The organism is Streptomyces sp. NPDC051963 (genome assembly GCF_044593495.1).
Classification (GTDB): Bacteria; Actinomycetota; Actinomycetes; order Streptomycetales; family Streptomycetaceae; genus Streptomyces.
The window spans coordinates 150,481-168,797 of sequence record NZ_JBIUCC010000003.1; the positions used below are offsets into that span (position 1 = coordinate 150,481).

The 18,317-nt window shown below is 71.6% G+C and carries 18 protein-coding genes; 12 read left to right on the forward strand and 6 right to left on the reverse strand.

The window, feature by feature from the left end; genetic code table 11:
* Positions 1–8: 8 nt before the first annotated feature.
* Together ACIHFB_RS13260 and ACIHFB_RS13265 are read right to left on the reverse strand one after the other, a co-directional pair.
* Entirely contained in the window at positions 9–704 is a 696-nt protein-coding gene (locus tag ACIHFB_RS13260; RefSeq protein ID WP_400126836.1) for an alpha/beta fold hydrolase, read from the reverse strand.
* Positions 705–832: 128 nt separating this feature from the next.
* The gene (locus ACIHFB_RS13265) at positions 833–2,173 is read right to left on the reverse strand and encodes a glycoside hydrolase family 43 protein (protein WP_400127144.1); all 1,341 of its coding nucleotides are present in this window, start codon (positions 2,171–2,173) and stop codon (positions 833–835) included.
* 282 nt (positions 2,174–2,455) lie between these two features.
* On the opposite strand from ACIHFB_RS13265, the gene ACIHFB_RS13270 reads away from it, so the two are divergent.
* From ACIHFB_RS13270 to ACIHFB_RS13285, 4 genes are all read left to right on the forward strand, one after another.
* Positions 2,456–3,880 carry an amidase gene (locus ACIHFB_RS13270; RefSeq protein WP_365279998.1) on the forward strand — a complete coding sequence of 475 codons (1,425 nt, stop codon included), beginning with the start codon at positions 2,456–2,458 and terminating at the stop codon, positions 3,878–3,880.
* Positions 3,881–3,929: 49 nt separating this feature from the next.
* Positions 3,930–4,148, forward strand: coding sequence for a hypothetical protein (locus ACIHFB_RS13275; protein ID WP_030044637.1), 219 nt, complete (start codon positions 3,930–3,932; stop codon positions 4,146–4,148).
* Positions 4,149–4,283: 135 nt separating this feature from the next.
* Positions 4,284–5,771, forward strand: a complete 1,488-nt coding sequence (locus ACIHFB_RS13280; protein ID WP_400126837.1) for a flotillin family protein — start codon at positions 4,284–4,286, stop codon at positions 5,769–5,771.
* Between the two features lie 55 nt (positions 5,772–5,826).
* Complete coding sequence (locus tag ACIHFB_RS13285) at positions 5,827–6,270, forward strand: type II toxin-antitoxin system PemK/MazF family toxin (RefSeq protein WP_365280004.1); 444 nt, start codon at positions 5,827–5,829, stop codon at positions 6,268–6,270.
* Here the strand turns inward: ACIHFB_RS13285 and ACIHFB_RS13290 are convergent.
* Positions 6,255–7,076, reverse strand: coding sequence for a TIGR02452 family protein (locus ACIHFB_RS13290; RefSeq protein ID WP_400126838.1), 822 nt, complete (start codon positions 7,074–7,076; stop codon positions 6,255–6,257). The genes ACIHFB_RS13285 and ACIHFB_RS13290 overlap by 16 nt on opposite strands.
* A gap of 278 nt (positions 7,077–7,354) precedes the next feature.
* Between ACIHFB_RS13290 and egtA the strand changes: the two genes are divergently transcribed.
* The 5 genes from egtA to ACIHFB_RS13315 all read left to right on the forward strand — a co-directional run bounded on the left by egtA (position 7,355) and on the right by ACIHFB_RS13315 (position 12,008).
* Positions 7,355–8,656 (forward strand): ergothioneine biosynthesis glutamate--cysteine ligase EgtA, encoded by a 1,302-nt coding sequence (gene egtA / locus ACIHFB_RS13295; protein ID WP_400126839.1) that lies wholly within the window; start codon positions 7,355–7,357, stop codon positions 8,654–8,656.
* A complete protein-coding gene (gene egtB / locus ACIHFB_RS13300) occupies positions 8,653–9,963 on the forward strand; it encodes an ergothioneine biosynthesis protein EgtB (protein WP_400126840.1) in 1,311 nt (436 codons plus the stop codon). Before egtA ends, egtB begins: the two co-directional genes overlap by 4 nt.
* Entirely contained in the window at positions 9,963–10,748 is a 786-nt protein-coding gene (egtC, locus tag ACIHFB_RS13305; RefSeq protein WP_365280015.1) for an ergothioneine biosynthesis protein EgtC, read from the forward strand. The genes egtB and egtC overlap by 1 nt, the downstream gene beginning before the upstream one ends.
* Entirely contained in the window at positions 10,745–11,707 is a 963-nt protein-coding gene (gene egtD, locus ACIHFB_RS13310) for an L-histidine N(alpha)-methyltransferase (RefSeq protein ID WP_365280018.1), read from the forward strand. The genes egtC and egtD overlap by 4 nt, the downstream gene beginning before the upstream one ends.
* Before the next feature lie 85 nt (positions 11,708–11,792).
* A complete protein-coding gene (locus ACIHFB_RS13315) occupies positions 11,793–12,008 on the forward strand; it encodes a dodecin (RefSeq protein WP_400126841.1) in 216 nt (71 codons plus the stop codon).
* Between the two features lie 22 nt (positions 12,009–12,030).
* On the opposite strand, the gene ACIHFB_RS13320 is transcribed toward ACIHFB_RS13315, so the two are convergent.
* A complete protein-coding gene (locus tag ACIHFB_RS13320; protein ID WP_400126842.1) occupies positions 12,031–12,546 on the reverse strand; it encodes a hypothetical protein in 516 nt (171 codons plus the stop codon).
* Between the two features lie 114 nt (positions 12,547–12,660).
* On the opposite strand from ACIHFB_RS13320, the gene rpmF reads away from it, so the two are divergent.
* The 3 genes from rpmF to ACIHFB_RS13335 are packed head-to-tail and all read left to right on the forward strand — an operon-like array spanning position 12,661 to position 16,380.
* Entirely contained in the window at positions 12,661–12,831 is a 171-nt protein-coding gene (gene rpmF / locus ACIHFB_RS13325; RefSeq protein WP_400126843.1) for a 50S ribosomal protein L32, read from the forward strand.
* 59 nt (positions 12,832–12,890) lie between these two features.
* Complete coding sequence (locus ACIHFB_RS13330; RefSeq protein WP_365280030.1) at positions 12,891–13,889, forward strand: LLM class flavin-dependent oxidoreductase; 999 nt, start codon at positions 12,891–12,893, stop codon at positions 13,887–13,889.
* 10 nt (positions 13,890–13,899) lie between these two features.
* Complete coding sequence (locus ACIHFB_RS13335; protein WP_400126844.1) at positions 13,900–16,380, forward strand: ATP-binding cassette domain-containing protein; 2,481 nt, start codon at positions 13,900–13,902, stop codon at positions 16,378–16,380.
* Here ACIHFB_RS13335 and ACIHFB_RS13340 read toward each other — a convergent pair.
* Both ACIHFB_RS13340 and ACIHFB_RS13345 read right to left on the reverse strand, forming a co-directional pair.
* Complete coding sequence (locus ACIHFB_RS13340) at positions 16,294–17,334, reverse strand: lysophospholipid acyltransferase family protein (RefSeq protein ID WP_400126845.1); 1,041 nt, start codon at positions 17,332–17,334, stop codon at positions 16,294–16,296. The genes ACIHFB_RS13335 and ACIHFB_RS13340 overlap by 87 nt on opposite strands.
* A complete protein-coding gene (locus tag ACIHFB_RS13345; RefSeq protein ID WP_400126846.1) occupies positions 17,334–18,107 on the reverse strand; it encodes a GNAT family N-acetyltransferase in 774 nt (257 codons plus the stop codon). Before ACIHFB_RS13345 ends, ACIHFB_RS13340 begins: the two co-directional genes overlap by 1 nt.
* Positions 18,108–18,317 lie beyond the last annotated feature (210 nt).

Sequence of the window (18,317 nt, forward strand, 5' to 3'; positions counted from 1 at the left end):
CCGAACCGTCAGGGAAGCAGCAGCAGTTCGCGGGCCAATACCTGCGGTTGCACCAGCACCTCGACGTGGGTGACCTCATCGAGGGTGACCACACGGAACCCGCGCTTGGTGACGGCGGCAGCGGTGTCGTTGAACAGTTCCTGGGCCGCGCAGTGGACGTAGGTCACCTGCTTGCCGTCGAGGACCTCCTCGCTGCCGGGTCCCAGCGGTTCGGCATGGGTGAGGCGAGGCATGGGGGTCAGCCGGCCCTCCAACCACGTGGCACCCTCCTCGTCCGCGCCGAGCGCGCGCGGGTCCAGCGGGGCGACCTCCCAGTCCGGGCCCCCCTCTGGGGCCACGAACGCGTCCTCCAGCCAGGGCAGCACCGTGAAGGCCGACTCGCCGGTGGTGGGGGCGAAGGCGTCCACGTACACCAACTGGCCGATGCGGTCCGGGACAAGGGCCACCACCCCGGTGATGACCATGCCGCCGTAGCTGTGGCCCACGAGGATCGCGTCGCCGACCTGCTCTGCGGTGAGCAGGTCGGCGACGTCCTGGACATTGCGGGAGAGCCCCACGTGCGGCCCGGACAGATCGTGTTTCTCGGCGAACCCGGTGAGCGTGGGGGTCAGAACTCGGTGGCCGGCGTCCTCCAGGACGGGCCGCATACGGTCCCAGACCCAGCCTCCACCCCAGGAACCGTGGATCAGTACGAACGTCGCCATGCTGCTCTTCCTCCTGCGAGTCGCGGGTCCCTGCGGATGCACCCAGGATCGGCCGGGCACCACACGAGGTCAACCCACAGGGCGATTTAATTTGCCCAATAGGCAAACGGCAGCAACGCGCGCGCAGCTCAGGCCCAGGCACCCACCGGCACGAAAGAACTGTCCTGCCGGAAGACGTCCGTCCCGTCCGAGCGGTCCACGCGCAGCTGGTAGCTGTAGTGGCGCAGGTAGTGGCCGGGGTAGTTGTAGGACTCGAAGCGCAGCGCACCGCTGCTCGTGCCGGTGCGGGCGATGAAGGTGGCGTCCCTGGCGAACGTGGTCGTCCCGTTGTTCGCGTCGAAGCGGGCGCGGAAGTCGTAGTGGCGCAGATAGTTGCCGGACGCGTCGCGGAAGGAGTAGCCGTTCGCGTCGGCCAGGCCCGCGACCACCGAGAACGTGGCCGCCTGCCTCTCCGCCGTCGTGCTGGAGCCGCTCACCACGGGGAGGTTGAGCAGGGAGGACTGCGTCTGCCAGTAGCGGGTGGGGTAGTTGACCGACTGGAAGGAGCGGGTGATGCCCTTGGCCAGGGTCGGTCCGCCCGTGACCGTCTCCTTGATCACCGTGAAGTGGCGTGCCGTACCGGAGACGGCGGGCAGTGCGGCCGGGGCGGACCAGGTGGCGAAGGTGTCATAGCTGTCGCTGTAGTAGTACGTGCCGTCGCCGTAGCCGTCGAAGAAGATGCGCCAGCCGCCGTTGTCGAGCTGCACCAGCGCCGGGCCCTCGCGGGTGCCGCCCCAGCCGGCCCAGTTGCCGGTCCGGCTGATGGTGTAGGGGCCGGTGAGGCTCGTTGCCGTGCCGTATTCGATGTACTTCGTGGTCTCGTTCTTCGTGAAGGCGTGATACGTCGAGCCGGACTTCACGAGGAACGTGTCGATGTGGTTGGCGCCGATGCCCGACAGGGCCACCGGTGAACTCCAGGCCGTGAGCGCCGAGTTGGTCGCCTTCAGCAGGTAAGGCGTGAAGATCCACTCGTCGTTGGCCGTCGAGCAGGACACGATCACGTTCACACTGCCGTCGCTGTCGACGAACCACTCCGGCGCCCAGGCGCGGGACAGGTTGGCGATCGGGACCGTGTAGTCGTACAGGAAGGTCCAGTTGAGGCGATCGGAGCTGCGGGCGAAGCCGATGGTGGTGCTGGTGTCCTGCCAGGTGTGCGTGGTGTAGGTGATGTAGTAGTAGCCGTTTGTGTGCCGGAATACGCCGGCGTCGCGGATGCGGTTGCTCGGCGGTGTGTAGGCGGATGCCTTCGCGAGGCGGAAATCGGTGGCGTCGTCCGACTGATAGACGTTCACCGTGCCGTCGTTGCTGTTGAGGAACGGCACGATCGTGTAGCGGGTCGCCGAGCCGTTCGGCGGTGCGGCCGCCGCGGCCGTGCCGAGCAGGCCGGGCACTTCGCCCACGGCGAGCGCCGAGACGGGCAGGACGGCCATGGCGCGCAGGAGGGTGCGGCGGGACGGCGTGGGGGGACGTGTGGTGGTCACGGGCGGCTCTCCCTAAGACACTGGCCCGACAGCACGGGCGTACGAAATACCGAACACGGTTCGGCAAGTCGGTCAGAAAGTAGGGGTGAGGTGCAGAGCCGTCAATGCCTTGGACACGACTCGGTGAGCCCCGTGTGAAATCCCGGGAAGTGACGCTCCGCCAGGGACGTTCCGTCACCGCCCCACGGACGTTACCGTTCGGTAGACAACGTGCTTCCGGAGGTGTCCCGTATGACGCTCGACCGCGCCGCAGGCCTCGCGGAGTCCGCCCGTGCGCTGGCCGACGGGGAGGTGACGTCCCGCGCCATGGTGGCCGAGGCGCTGGCACGGATCGAGGCGAGCCAGGGATCCCTGAACGCCTTTCGGATCGTACGGGCCGAGGCGGCGCTCGCCGAGGCGGAGGCGGCCGACAAGGAGCTGGCGTCCGGTGTGCGCCGGCCGCTGCTCGGGGTGCCCGTGGCCGTCAAGGACGACATGGACGTGGCCGGGGAGCCGACGGCGTTCGGCTGTCCGGGTGAGTTCCCGCCGGTCGCCGAGGACGGGGAGGCGGTACGGCGGCTGCGCGCGGCCGGAGCCGTGATCGTCGGCAAGACCAACACGTGCGAGCTCGGCCAGTGGCCGTTCACCGAGGGACCGTCCTTCGGCGCCACCCGCAACCCATGGCATCCGGAGCACACCCCGGGCGGCTCGTCGGGTGGTTCGGCGGCCGCGGTCGCGGCGGGTCTGGTGCCGGCCGCACTCGGTTCGGACGGCGCCGGTTCGGTGCGGATTCCGGCGTCCTGGACCCATCTGATCGGGGTCAAGCCGCAGCGCGGGCGCATCTCCACCTGGCCGCGCGGCGAGTCGTTCCAGGGGATCACCGTCAACGGCACCCTCGCGCGTACGGTCGCCGACGCCGCCCTGCTCCTCGACGCGGCGAGCGGCAACCACGCACAGGACCCGCACCGGCCCCCCACGCTGAACCTGTCCGAGGCGGTGGGCCGCGACCCCGGACGGCTGCGCATCGCGCTCTCCCTGAAACCTCCCTTCACCGCCCTGCCCGCCCGGCTCCTTCCGGAGGTCCGTGGCCGAGTCGTCGAACTCGCCGAGAAACTCAGCCGGTTGGGGCACACCGTCGAGGAGGCCGACCCCCCGTACGGCCAGATCGGCCTCACCTTCGTCCCCCGCGCGACCGCCGGGATCGCCGAGCGCGTCCGCGACGTGCCCTTCCCCGGCCTCCTCGACCGGCGCACCCGGGACGCCGCCCGGCTCGGCCGGCTCCTCGGCGGGCCGCCGCTGCGTGCCGCCCGGCGGGCCGAAGCGGTCCTGCACCGCCGTATCGGCGCGTTCTTCGAGTCGTACGACGTCATCCTCGCGCCCACGACGGCCGCTCCCCCGCCGCGCATCGGCTCGATGCTGAACCTCGGCGGCCTCGCCACCGACCGGGCCATGATCGCCGCCTGTCCGTACGCCTGGCCGTGGAACGTGCTGGGCTGGCCCGGCGTCAACGTCCCCGCGGGCTTCGCGCCCGGCGGACTGCCGGTCGGCGCCCAGTTGCTCGGCCCGGCGAACAGCGAGCCCCTGCTGGTGTCCCTCGCCGCCCAGCTGGAGGCGGACCTGCGCTGGCACGAGCGGTGGCCGCCGCACCAGACCACCGCTGATTCCCCGGCGGGGTAAGGGTGTTCGGCCCATCACGCGGTGACCATGCAGCCCGTACGCTGTGACCATGGACGATGCGTCGATGGTCGGGCTCATGGGGCGGGTCACCGGGACGATCGGGCCCGGGCTCGTCGGCGAGGTGATCGTCCGCGTGCGCGGGGGCGCCGAGCACTTTCTCGCCTACCCCGCCTCCGGGACGGACCGCATCGAGCGCGGCACGGTGGTGATGGTCGTGGAATATCTGCCGCCGAGGACCGTCTACGTGCAGGCGGCATACGACAGCTGAGCCCGCACCTGCGCAGGTGAGAGCCGTATGCGTCAAGGTTGTGACAAGGATCCGTCAGCGCCTTCACCCCGGCCCTGGACAGGCGCACACTCCCCTTCATTCGGTGCTTGAAAGGCACCATGCAAAAGGGGGCGTGTGCCGATGGTTGTCGGCGTCGTTGCGGGGGTGGCGGTCGTTGCCGTCCTCGTTGTGATCGGTCTGTTCAAGATGATGTGGCGGGTCGCGGAACCGAACGAAGCGCTGATCATCTCCGGTTCCAAACACCGGACCGAGGGCCTTGAGGAGGGCATGGGATTCCGCATCGTCACCGGGCGCGGCACGCTGGTGCTGCCCGGGGTGCAGGCGGTGCGCAAGCTCTCCCTCGACCTGAACGAGACCGAACTGTCCGTTGACTGCGTGACCCACCAGGGCATTCCGCTCAAGGTGCGGGGCGTGGTCATCTTCAAGGTGGGCGACGACTTCGTGTCGATCGCCAACGCGGGCCGCCGCTTCCTGGACCAGCAGAAGCTGATGTCGGAGCGGGTGCACAACGTCTTCGCCGGTCATCTGCGGTCCATCGTGGGCGGGTTGACGGTCGAGGACATGATCCGGGACCGGGAGAAGCTGACCGGGCAGACCCGGGCCGCGTGCGGTACCGAGATGGAGAAGCTGGGTCTGATCGTCGATTCGCTCCAGATCCACGAGATCGAGGACCCGACCGGGTACATCAAGAATCTCGCCATGCCGCACGCCGCCGCCGTACAGCGGGACGCGCGCATCGCGCAGGCCGAGGCGAACCGGCGTGCCACCGAGGCCGAACAGCAGGCCGCGGCCCGGATGTCGGAGGCCACCCGGGACAGCGAGATCCTCCAGGCCGGCTACCAGGCGGAGCGGGACAAGGCGGCGGCCGAGGCGCGTCAGGCAGGGCCGCTCGCCGATGCCGCGTCCCGCCAGGAAGTCGTCGTCCAGGAGACGCGGGTCGCCGAGCTGGAGGCGCACCGCCGCGAGCAGCAGCTCCAGGCGGACGTCCGTAAGCCCGCGGACGCGCAGGCGTACGAGAAGCGGACGCTGGCGGAGGCGGAACGCGACGCGCGGATCTCTGCCGCGCAGGCCAAGGCGAAGGAGACCGAGCTCGCTGCCGCCGCCGAGGCCACCCGGGTCAAGACGGCCGCGGGCGCCGAGGCGGAGGCGACCAGGGCGCGGGGTGCCGCGGCCGCCACGGCGACCAAGGCCACGGGTGAGGCGGAGGCCGCCGCGGCCCAGGCCAGGGGGATCGCGGTCGCCGAGTCGACCAGGGCGAAGGGCCTGGCCGAGGCGGACGCCATCAAGGCGCGGGCCGCCGCCCTGGCGGAGAACCAGGAGGCGGTCGTCGCCCAGCAACTCGCGGAGAACTGGCCGGAGATCGTGAAGGCCGGCGCGAGCGCGTTCGGCAGTGTCGACAACATGGTGGTGCTCAACGGCGCCGACGGCATGGCCGACATGCTCGCCAAGGCACTCACGATGGGCGGCACGGGGCTGGGGCTGGCCCGCCAGCTCCTCGCGTCGATGAACCAGAACGGGCAGAGCCCGAACGGGGCCCCGACGCCGAACGGGCTCGCGAAACCGCCCGTGCAGCAGGTGCCGGTGGAGAAGGACGGGAACTGAACGACCGCGGGCCCTCGTTGCCGGGGGCCCGCAGTCACCCTCTACTGTGTGCCGGGTGAGTGCACCGACCGATGACATCCCCGGCCGCTTCGGCCCGTCCGCCACCACCGAGGCCGACCCCCGTGAGGTCGGCAAGGTGCGCACCGAGTACTCGCCCGCGCACGACGGCGACCCCGATCCCGGGGAGATCGTGTGGACGTGGGTGCCGTACGAGGAGAACGACGGACGGGGCAAGGACCGTCCCGTGCTCGTGGTCGCCCGCGAGGCCGCCGGCACGTTTCTCGCCGTGCAGTTGTCCAGCAAGCGGCACGACGGCGATCGGGAGTGGGTGCCGATCGGGAACGGGCCGTGGGACAAGTCGGGGCGCGACTCGTGGGTCGACGTGGACCGGATGCTACGGCTGCACGAGGAGGGCATGCGCCGGGAGGCCTGCGCGCTCGACCGGATGCGGTTCAACCTCGTGGTGCACCGGCTGCGGTTGCGCTACGGCTGGAACTGACGCTCCGGGAACACCCGTACGAACGCCGCTCGCACCACGGCACCCGGAGTGCGGTCCAGCACCCCGAACACCACGTGCTCGAAGCACCCGGCGAAACGGCCCTCGGCCAGCAGCCCGCGGAACGCACCGGCCACCTGTTCCGGATCGTTGCGGAACACCCCGCAGCCCCAGGCGCCCAGCACCAGCCGCCGGTAGCCGTTCGCCGCGGCCGTCTCCAGCACCCGCTCGGCCCGTACCGACAGGGCTCGAGGCAGCTCCTGCGCGCGCTCCGGCGCCGTACGCAGCACGACACCGGCATTCGGCGCCGCCGCCGTCAGGAATCCGGCGGTGTACGGCTCGTCCAGCAGCCGGCCGCGGTCGTCGCGGAAGACGGGTACGGCGGGTGAGTGGATGACACGGTCCGTGTAGAAGGGGTCGCGGTGGGCGCGGTGGTGGTCGTAGAACTGCCGCACGCCCGCCAGGCACGTGTACAGCGCCGAAGCCCGGCACAGGGCCTCCTCCTGGGCCTGGGCGCCGTTCAGAAAGCCGCCGCCCGGGTTGCGGGCCGAGGCAAAGTTCAGGACGGCCGTTCCGGGGCCGAGCCTGCGGGCCGCCTCCAGGCTGCTCTCGCCCGTGACCTCGAAGAACGTGTCCACCGGAGTCGACGGAGCCACCGGCACCGGGTCCGGCCCGCACATCCGCGTGCCTTGCCGCGCGGCCTCGATCGCCGCGGCGACGGACACCTCGCGGCCGTCGGAGGCGCGGTACGCGCCCGCCGCCACGATTCTCTCCGTCTCCCGTGCGACACCACGCAGGCGCGCGCTCATGGCGCCACCCCCGTAGGCGTCATGAGCGCGCGCCCCGCGCGCTCCCCCGTGGTGCTCATGTACGCATCGTGAGCGATGCTGGTCATGCGGTGCAACAGAGTTTTCCGCCCCCGGAAACGCCCGGACAAGCGCTCGGGACGCAGAGATTACGGGTCCCGAACGTGCCGGAACGCCCCCTTGTGCGGAGCGACGCGAGGGTCTTGGGTAGATCGGGTGTTCGCCCCGGCCCACCCGAAAGCCGGGCCGGTGGCGTGGTGGAATCTCAGGAGGATCCCGACATGTCCGATTCGGCAAGTGGCTGTACGAGGCCTCGTACAGCTGTCTCCGAAGCCGAGGTCGAAGCGCTCGTCCGCGGCATCTGCTTCAAGACCGGTCCACCCCGCACCCTCGGGGTGGAAGTGGAATGGTTCGTCCACGAGCTGCACACACCGCAGCTCCCCGTGACACCCGAACGACTCGAAGCGGCCTACGCCGCACTGCGTACCGTGCCTCTGAGGTCGGCGCTCACCGTCGAGCCCGGCGGCCAGCTGGAGCTCAGCTCGCCGCCCGCCGCCTCCCTGATGGAGTGCATCGGTACCGTCGCCGCCGACCTGGACGCCGTCCGCGCGGTGCTCGCCGAGAACGATCTCGGCCTTGTCGGCGTCGGCCAGGACCCCTGGCACTCGCCCCGCCGGTTCCTGCACGAACCGCGGTACGACGCCATGGAGACCTACTTCGACCGCACCGGTCCGGCCGGCCGCGCCATGATGTGCACCTCGGCATCGGTGCAGGTCTGCCTGGACGCCGGCTACGAGGAGCCCGGCCCGCTGGGGCACGGGCGGCGCTGGTGGCTGGCGCACCAGCTGGGCGCGGTACTGCTCGCCGCGTTCGCCAACTCCCCGCTCGCCGCACGGCGGCCCACCGGATGGCGCTCCACCCGGCAGCTGCTGTGGATCGAGATCGGTGCGGGCCGCGCGGGAGCGCCCCCGCTGGACGGGGACCCGCGCGCCACCTGGGCCCGGCATGTGCTGGACGCGCCGGTGATGTGCGTACGACAGGACGGCGGCCCCTGGGACGTCCCGGACGGGATGACCTTCCGGGAGTGGACCAGATCGGCCACCCCGCGACCACCGACCCACGAGGACCTCGACTACCACATCACGACCCTGTTCCCACCGGTCAGACCGCGCGGCCATCTGGAACTGCGCATGATCGACGCGCAGCCCGGCGACGACGGGTGGATCGTGCCGCTCGCCGTGACGACGGCGCTGTTCGACGACGCACAGGCCGCCGAGACCGCGTACCGAGCCGTGAAACCGCTGGCCGAGCGCGCCCTGTCGCTGCCCGCGCCGCACAATCCGCTCTGGCTCGACGCGGCCCGGTACGGGCTGGCCGATTCCGAGCTGCACGAGGCGGCCGTCGTCTGCTTCGCGGCCGCGCTGGACGCACTGCCCAGGCTCGGCGCCACCACTCAGGTCACGAACGCCGTCCGGGCGTACCTGGACCGCTATGTCACCCAGGGCCGCTGCCCCGCCGACGACCTCCTGGACCGGCTTGACGGCACCAGCCACCCCCCGCACGAGAAGGACATCCGCACATGACCGACCCCGATGTAGAGAAGCTCCGGGAACGGGCGCTGGCCACCCTCACCACGGCCCGCGACCGCACCACACTCCTCACCTCCTGCGTCGAGGAGCCCGACCTCACCGCGCAGCACTCACCGCTGATGTCCCCCCTGGTGTGGGACCTCGCCCACATAGGCAACCAGGAAGAGCAGTGGCTGCTGCGGACCGTCGGCGGCCGCGAGGCGATGCGGCCCGAGATCGACGGCCTGTACGACGCGTTCGAGCACCCGCGCGCCGAGCGCCCCTCGCTGCCCCTGCTGCCGCCCGCCGAGGCCCGCGGTTACGCGGCGGAGGTGCGCGGACGGGTGATGGACGTGCTGGAGAGCACCGAGTTCCACGGGACCCGGCTCACCGATGCCGGGTTCGCCTTCGGGATGATCGCGCAGCACGAACAGCAGCACGACGAGACGATGCTGATCACCCATCAGCTCCGCAAGGGCCCGCAGGCGCTCACCGCCCCGGACCCGGACCCGGTCCCCCTGTTCACCGGTCCGGCCGAAGTCCTCGTCCCCGGCGGCCCGTTCACCATGGGCACCTCCACCGAGCCCTGGGCGCTGGACAACGAACGTCCGGCGCACCGGCGCGAGGTGGCGCCGTACTACATCGACACGACCCCGGTGACGAACGGCGCCTACCAGGCGTTCATCGAGGACGGCGGCTACGACGACTCCCGCTGGTGGGCCGCGGACGGCTGGGCCCACATCCGGCAGCACTCGATCCACGCACCGCTGTTCTGGCGCCGCGACGGCAAGCAGTGGCTGCGCCGCCGCTTCGGCGTGACCGAGGTCGTACCGTCCGACGAGCCGGTGCTGCACGTGAGCTGGTACGAGGCCGACGCCTACGCCCGCTGGGCCGGGCGCCGGCTGCCGACCGAGGCGGAATGGGAGAAGGCCGCCCGCCACGACCCGGCCGGCGACCGCTCGATGCGCTATCCGTGGGGCGACGCCGATCCGGCGCCGGAACACGCCAACCTCGGCCAGCGGCACCTTCGCCCGGCCCCGGCGGGCAGCTATCCGGAGGGTGAATCGCCGCTCGGCGTACGGCAGTTGATCGGCGATGTCTGGGAGTGGACGGCGAGCGACTTCCTGCCGTACCCGGGGTTCCAGGCGTTCCCGTACAAGGAGTACTCGGAGGTGTTCTTCGGCCCCGACCACAAGGTGCTGCGCGGCGGTGCGTTCGCCGTGGACGCGGTGGCCTGCCGGGGCACGTTCCGCAACTGGGACTATCCGATCCGGCGGCAGATCTTCTGCGGGTTCCGCACGGCCCGCTCGGGAGACGTCTGATGTGCCGTCATCTGGCTTATGTCGGGCCAGAAATGTCGGTGGGCCGTCTGCTGACGGAGCCTGCGCACAGCCTGTACGTCCAGTCGTGGGCACCCCGGCGGCAGCGGCACGGGACGGTCAACGCCGATGGTTTCGGGGTCGGTTGGTACGCGGAGGGGGACCCGGTCCCGGCGCGCTACCGTCGGGCCGGACCCATCTGGGCGGACCTGTCCTTCGCCGACCTCGCCCGGGTTATCCGTACGACGGCTCTGCTGGCGGCCGTCCGCGACGCGACCGAGGCGGGCGCGGACGGGGAGGCGGCGGCGGCACCGTTCGCGGCGGACCGGTGGCTGTTCAGTCACAACGGCGCCGTCAAGGGCTGGCCCGGCTCGCTCGCCCCGCCGGCCCGGCAACTGCCCGCGGCGGACCTGCTGTCGTTGGAGGCCCGCTGCGACTCGGCGCTGGTCTGGGCGCTGGTCCTGGCCCGGCTGCGCGCGGGGGACGATCCGGGGCAGGCCCTTTCCGACACCGTGCCGGAGGTCGCCGCGGCGGCCCCCGGCTCCCGGCTCAACCTGCTCCTCACGGACGGCGAGACGATCGCCGCGACCGCCTGGGGCGACACCCTCTGGTACCGCTCGGGCCCCGGCACGGTCGTGGCCTCCGAGCCCTACGACGACGATCCGCACTGGCAAGAGGTCCCCGACCGCACCCTCCTCACAGCGAGCCGCACCGACGTGCTGCTCACGCCGCTCAAGGACCCAACCGGCGACATAGCAACGGCACCACCGAAGGAGCCCCGTACGTGAGCCCGTTCCTTCTCACCCGCACCCTGCCCGAGGACGCCACCGACGCCGCCCTGCGCGCCGACGTCCTGCACGGCCTGACCCGCACCCCCAAGACACTTCCGCCGAAGTGGTTCTACGACGCCCACGGCAGCGAACTCTTCGAGCAGATCACCGAGTTGCCCGAGTACTACCCGACGCGCGCCGAACGGGAGATCCTCATCTCCCGGGCCGCGGAGATCGCCGCCGCGACCCACGCCCGCACCCTGGTCGAACTGGGCTCCGGCTCCTCCGAGAAGACCCGCTACCTCATCGACGCGCTCACCGAGCTGCACACGTACGTCCCCGTCGACGTCAGCGACAGCGCCCTCACCCAGGCCGGGCACGCGCTCATCGAGGAGCGGCCGGGGCTGAGCGTGCACGCGCTGATCGCCGACTTCACCGCCCGGGTGGAGCTGCCGGACACGCCGGGCCCGCGGCTGCTGGCCTTCCTGGGCGGCACGATCGGCAACCTGCTCCCTGCGGAACGAGCGGCGTTCTTCGCCTCGATCCGCGCCCTGCTCTCCCCCGGCGACGCGCTGCTGCTCGGCACGGACCTGGTCAAGGACGAACAGGTCCTGGTGCGTGCGTACGACGACTCGGCCGGGGTGACGGCGGCGTTCAACAAGAACGTACTGACCGTCGTCAACCGCGAACTCGACGCCGACTTCGATCCCGGCGCGTTCGACCATGTGGCGCTCTGGGACGCGGAGAACGAGTGGATCGAGATGCGGTTGCGCTCCCGTACCGCGCAGACCGTGAAAGTGCCCGCGCTCGACCTCGCCATCGATTTCGCGGCGGGCGAGGAGATGCGCACGGAGGTGTCCGCGAAGTTCCGGAAGGAGGGCGTGCGCGCCGAGTTGTCCGCGGCGGGCCTTGACCTGGCCCACTGGTGGACGGACGGCGAAGGCCGGTTCGCGCTGTCACTGAGCGTGGTGCGATGACGGACGGCTCGCGCTCCGCCGCCGCCTGAGGCACGGTGGAATGACGTGTGACAAGCATGTCGCCCTCGCGGAGAGGAGCACCCGCATGTCGGACCACACCTATCGAGTCACCGAGATCGTCGGCAGCTCGCACGAAGGCGTCGATCAGGCCATCCGCAACGGCATCACCCGCGCCTCACAGACCCTGCGCAACCTGGACTGGTTCGAGGTGACACAGGTCCGTGGGCAACTCGACAACGGTCAGATCGCGCACTGGCAGGTCTGCCTGAAGGTCGGCTTCCGCTTGGAGGACACCGGCTGACCCGCCGGGTCTCTGGGGAAGCTCAGGTCCGCCCCTCCCGCTCCTGCGCCACATTCAGGGCGGCGGAAGGGGCGGTCCAGCGCGCCCGTACGACGGCGAATCCGGCCCGCTCGGCGTCCGCGCACACCAACTCGTCGTCGTCCACGAGCACACGGATCTCCCGGGTGCGCGCGAGCCGGCGCAGAATCTCCAGCTTGGCCTGCCGGGCGGGCCGGTAGTCACCCCTTCTCCCACCCGCCCGCCCTGCGTTCCGCCGCATGAAGATCTGCCCCTCCGGCAACCCCTGCGCCGCGAGCCAGTCCCTCGTGTCGCGCCGGCAGCGCTCGGGCCGCCCCGTCAGATAGACGACCTCGCACTCCTCGGCACTCTCCAGCACCAGCGCCACGCCCTGAGCGATCGGCGGATCCTGCGGCGCCGCGGCGAAGAAGGCGTCCCAGTCACGCGGCTTGCGCTCCAGGAACCGCTGCCGGTGCGCGGTGTCGGCGAGGGTGTTGTCCAGGTCGAACACGGCCAACGGACGCTCGTTGCTTTCTGTCACACCACTCACCCTAGCCAAGCCGCGAGCCGCCATTTGTTAATGGGATCCATTTTCATATAGCGTCGCGGGGCGCCCGCCACAGGGCACCCCGCACTGCTCGGAAGTAGGAGTCCCATGGCTGTCCCCAAGCGGAAGATGTCCCGCAGCAACACCCGGCACCGCCGCTCGCAATGGAAGGCCACGACCGCGCAGCTGGTCCCGGTCACGGTCGACGGCGTCCGTCACCTCGTACCGCAGCATCTGGTCAAGGCCTACGAGCGTGGACTGCTGCGTCCCGAAGCCTGATCGGACGTAACGCCGGGTGACCGCGGGAATGTCACCGTCACCCGGGCGTTGAACCCCGTATGAGCTCCCTGATCGCCTCGACCCGCTTCTCCGTGCTCGACCGTTCCCGCACCCGCGAGGGCGGCACCGATGCCGAGGCGCTGCGCGCCACCGTGGGGTTCGCGCAGGAGTTGGAAGAGCTCGGGTATCACCGCTTCTGGGTCTCGGAGCACCATGGCGTCCCCGGTGTCGCCGGTTCCGCGCCCACCGTGCTGGCCGCCGCCGTGGCAGGGGCCACGCGGACCATCCGGGTCGGGACGGGCGGCGTCATGCTGCCCAATCACCGGCCCCTGGTCGTGGCCGAGCAGTTCGGGGTGCTGGAATCCCTGTTCCCGGGGCGGATCGACATGGGCCTCGGCCGGTCCGTGGGCTTCACGGACGGCGTGCGCAGGGCGCTGGGGCGCGACAAGGAGGATGCCGAGGACTTCGCGGCCCAACTCGAGGAGTTGCTGGGCTGGTTCGCCGGTACGTCCCCGACGGGTGTGCACGCGCGTCCCGCGGAGGGCCTGACCGTGCCGCCGTTCGTGCTGGCCATGGGCGAGGGCGCCACGATCGCCGCCCGCGCGGGGCTGCCGATGGTGATCGGCGACCTCAGGAACCGCGAGAAGATGCAGCGCGGCATCGACCAGTACCGCGCCGACTTCCGACCGTCCCCCTGGGCCGGCGAACCGTACGTCGTCATCTCCGGCACGATCGCCGTCGCCGCCACCCCCGAGGCCGCCCGGCGACTCCTGATCCCGGAGGCCTGGTCGATGGCGTACTCCCGCACCCACGGCACCTTCCCGCCGCTCCCGCCCGCCGAACGCGTCGAGACCCTCACCATGACCGCCAAGGAGCGCGGCTTCTTCGAGTCCGGGCTCACCGGTCATCTCGCCGGAACCGAGGAACAGGTCGCCCACGAACTGGAGACGGTGCTGAAGGAGACCGGCGCGCAGGAGGTCCTGGTCACCACCAGCACGTACGACCGCGAGGCGCTGCTGGACTCCTACCTGCGGCTGGCCCGGATCACCTCCGGCTAGAGTCCCCCTCATGCACGACCCGCACCATCCCCATGACCCGTACGTACGCGTCCGCGGCGCCCGCGAGCACAACCTCAAGGGTGTGGACGTCGACATCCCCCGGGACGTGCTGGCGGTGTTCACCGGTGTGTCGGGGTCCGGGAAGTCGTCGCTGGCGTTCGGCACGATCTATGCCGAGGCGCAGCGGCGCTACTTCGAGTCGGTCGCGCCGTATGCGCGCCGGCTGATCCATCAGGTCGGGGCGCCGAAGGTCGGGGAGATCACCGGTCTGCCTCCTGCCGTCTCGCTCCAGCAGCGCCGCTCGGCGCCGACGTCGCGCTCGTCGGTGGGCACGGTGACGAATCTGTCGAACTCCCTGCGGATGCTGTTCTCCCGGGCCGGCGACCATCCGCCGGGGGCCGAGCGGCTCGACTCGGACGCGTTCTCCCCCAATACGGCGGCCGGGGCGTGCCCGGAGTGCCATGGGCTGGGTCAAGTGCACCGTACGAGCGAGGAGTTGCTGGTCCCCGATCCGTCGCTGTCGATCCGGGACGGGGCGATCGCCGCCTGGCCGGGTGCCTGGCAGGGGAAGAACCTGCGCGACATCCTCGACACGCTCGGGTACGACGTGGACCGGCCCTGGCGCGAGCTGCCCGCCGACCAGCGGGAGTGGATCCTGTTCACCGACGAGCAGCCGGTCGTCACGGTCCATCCGGTGCGGGACGCGGATCGCATCCAACGGCCGTACCAGGGGACGTACATGAGCGCCCGCCGGTATGTGATGAAGACCTTCGCGGACTCCAGGAGCGCGACGCTGCGGGCCAAGGCGGAGCGGTTCCTCGCCGGTGCGCCCTGTCCGGCCTGCGGCGGCAGCAGGCTGCGTCCCGAGGCACTGGCCGTGACCTTCGCGGGCCGTACGATCGCCGAGCTGGCCGCGCTGCCGCTGGCGGCGCTGGCCGCGTCGCTGGAGGGGAGGTCGGAGGCAGCCCGTGTGCTCACCGCCGACCTCACGTCCCGTATCGGCCCGGTCCTGGAACTCGGCCTCGGCTACCTCAGCCTCGACCGCGCCACGCCCACCCTCTCGGCGGGCGAGTTGCAGCGGCTGCGGCTCGCGACCCAGCTGCGGTCCGGGCTGTTCGGTGTCGTGTACGTCCTCGACGAGCCGTCGGCGGGACTGCATCCGGCGGACACGGAGGCGCTGCTGACGGTGCTGGCGCGGCTCAAGGCGGCCGGGAACTCGGTGTTCGTGGTCGAGCACCATCTGGACGTGGTGCGCGGCGCCGACTGGCTCGTGGACGTGGGCCCGAGCGCCGGGGAGCACGGCGGGCAGGTGCTGCACAGCGGGCCGGTGGCGCAGTTGGCGTCCGTGGCGGAGTCGGCGACGGCGCGCTTCCTGTTCGGACGCCCATCCGGGACGGTGCGTCAACTGCGTACACCTCACGGTCAGTTGAAGATCGGACCGGTCACCCGGCACAACCTGCGTGGCGTCACCGCCGAGTTCCCCCTCGGCGTGTTCACCGCCGTCACGGGTGTCTCGGGGTCCGGGAAGTCCACGCTCATCGGCGAGATCACGGACGGTGCGGCGGGCGTGGGGCGGCTGGTGTCGGTCGACCAGAGGCCGATCGGACGGACGCCGCGTTCCAATCTGGCGACGTACACCGGGCTCTTCGACGTCGTACGGAGGGCGTTCGCGGCGACGGACGCGGCCCGCGAGCGCGGGTTCGGGGTCGGGCGGTTCTCGTTCAATGTCGCGGGCGGGCGGTGCGAGACCTGTCAGGGCGAAGGGTTCGTCAGCGTGGAGCTGCTGTTCCTGCCGAGCACGTACGCGCCGTGCCCGGACTGCGGCGGGGCGCGCTACAACCCCGGGACGCTCGAAGTGACGTACCGGGGACGGGACATCGCGCAGGTGCTCGACCTGACCGTCGAGGCGGCGGCCGAGTTCTTTGCCGACACTCCGCCCGTCGCGCGGAGCCTTCGCACCCTGCTCGACGTCGGGCTCGGCTATCTGCGGCTCGGCCAGCCCGCCACCGAGCTGTCCGGCGGGGAGGCCCAGCGGATCAAGCTGGCAGCTGAGTTGCAGCGCGGACGCCGCGGCCACACCCTCTACCTCCTCGACGAGCCGACGACCGGACTCCACCCGGCCGATGTGGAGGTGCTGATGCGTCAGCTGCACGGCCTGGTCGACACCGGGAACACCGTGGTCGTCGTCGAGCACGACATGTCCGTCGTCGCGGGCGCGGACTGGGTGATCGACCTCGGGCCGGGCGGCGGTGACGCGGGCGGGCGGATCGTCGCGGCGGGGCCACCGGCCGTGGTGGCGCGGGCGGAGCGCGACGGCTCCCTATCTCGCCCGCGCGTTGCCCCAGGGCTGAGCGGGTCCGGGCGCCGCGGCGGAGCCGCATGCCGAACGCGGCTCGCGGAGTGTTCAACCGCGCTGCGGGACCGCCAGCCCCTCGGGACCGCTGCCCCGTCGTGGGGTCGGCGCGGCTGCCCCGCGGGTCCGTGCCCGTGACTCCTCGGACACCACGGCGACATGGGCCCATTCCAGTTCGCCGCCCATCGGGCCGGGCTGGGCGGCATGGGCGAGGGCCCGGCGGTCGGGGTGGCTGCCCGCCGGGATCTCGTCCCGGATCTCGACCTCGGCCACGAGTCCGCGAGCCGTGACCACCCGCCACAGCGACGAGAGCAGGGAGTCCGCGCCGACGAAGGCGGGCGCGGTGCTCGACGGTCCGTTGTCGAACCGGTAGTGGACACGGACCGGCTGGACGGGGACGCCCGCGTCGAGCGCGGCCTGGAACACCGCCCGGCGGAAGTGGCCCTGGGCCCGGCCGCACCAGGTGCTGCCCTCCGGGAAGGCCACCACCGCGGCACCGCCGCGCAGCGCCTCGGCGATACGGGCGACCGTCTCGGGCAGTGCGCGCAGCCGGTCCCGCTCGATGAACACGGCCCCGCTGGCCGCGGTGAGCCCACCCGCCACCGGCCACTTCCGGATCTCTGCCTTGGCGAGCATCCGGGCCGGGCGGACGGCGGCGAGCAGCGGGATGTCCAGCCAGGAGATGTGGTTGGCGACGAGCAGCAGTCCCCCGGTGGGCGCCGCCGCACCGGTGATGCGGACGCGGATACCGGCGGCCTGTACGACGGTCCGGGCCCAGTACCGGACCAGGCCGGAGCGCCGCGACGCGGGGATGCTCCCGAACACCGGCATCAGCATGATGCCGAACAGGAGCACCGCCAGCATGGCCCCGATCCGCAGCACGGCGCGCGGCACGTCCGTCAGGGACCGGACGGACGTGACGCAGACCTGCGGGGAGCAGGGGGCGGCCGGCAGCCAGGCGCTGCTCGGGATGACGGGGCGGGGCACGGCCGCCGCCCCGCGCTCGCGCCGCGCTTTCGGCGCCCGCCCGGCGGGCAGGACGGCCGCGCCCGGGCGGAGGCGGTGCGGCAGCCCCGTACGTATGACGTTCATCAGGCCGGTACGAGGGAGAGGAAGTGCTTCAGATAGCGCGGGTTGACCCGGCGCATCGAAAGCAGCACGTACAGGTCGGCGACCCCGAAGTCCGGGTCGTGCGCGGGCTCCGCGCAGACCCAGGCGCCGAGGCGGAGGTAGCCGCGCAGCAGGGGCGGCAGCTCGGTGCGGGTGGCGGGCCGGGCCACGCCCTCCGCGCTCCAGGGCAGCAGCGGACGTACCCGGTACTCCTCCGGGGCGAGGTACTTGTCCTGCACCCGGTCCCAGGTGCCGGCCGCGACGGCGCCGCCGTCGGCGAGCGGGATGGAGCAGCAGCCCGCGAGCCACTCGTGGCCGCCCGCGACCATGTATCGCGCTATGCCGGCCCAGATGAGACCGATGACCGCGCCGTCCCGGTGGTCGGGGTGGACGCAGGAGCGGCCGACCTCGACGAGGCCCGGGCGGATCGGGTCGAGCGGGGAGAGGTCGAACTCGCCCTCCGAGTACAGCCGCCCGGCGACCGCGGCGCGGTCCGGGGGCAGCAGGCGGTAGGTGCCGACGACCTGGTCGGTGATCGTGTCGCGGACCAGCAGGTGGTCGCAGTACGCGTCGAAGGCGTCGATGTCGTGACCCGGCTGCGGGGTGGACAGCAGGGCGCCCATCTCGCCGGCGAAGACGTCGTGCCGCAGTCGCTGCGCGGCCCGTACGTCGTCCTCCGTACGGGCCACGGTCACGGTGTAGCGGGTGGGCGCCGACGGCTGTGGGGGGCGGTCGAGCGTGGAAACGCCGGTCATGGCACTCTCCTGAACACGGGCCGGGGACGGCTGAGCGGCTTGCTGGCCGGTTCAGTTCGTCCGGCCGCAACAGTTCTTCCTATGCCGGGCGTCGTGCGCGTAACCCGCGAAGGGAGAGCGGGTGTGGGCTTGTTGAATGGCAGGGGTGCCTGGCGGGACCGGGCGTGAGCACCACCCCGGTCCCGCCCGTCCGCACCCTGTCGGCGAACG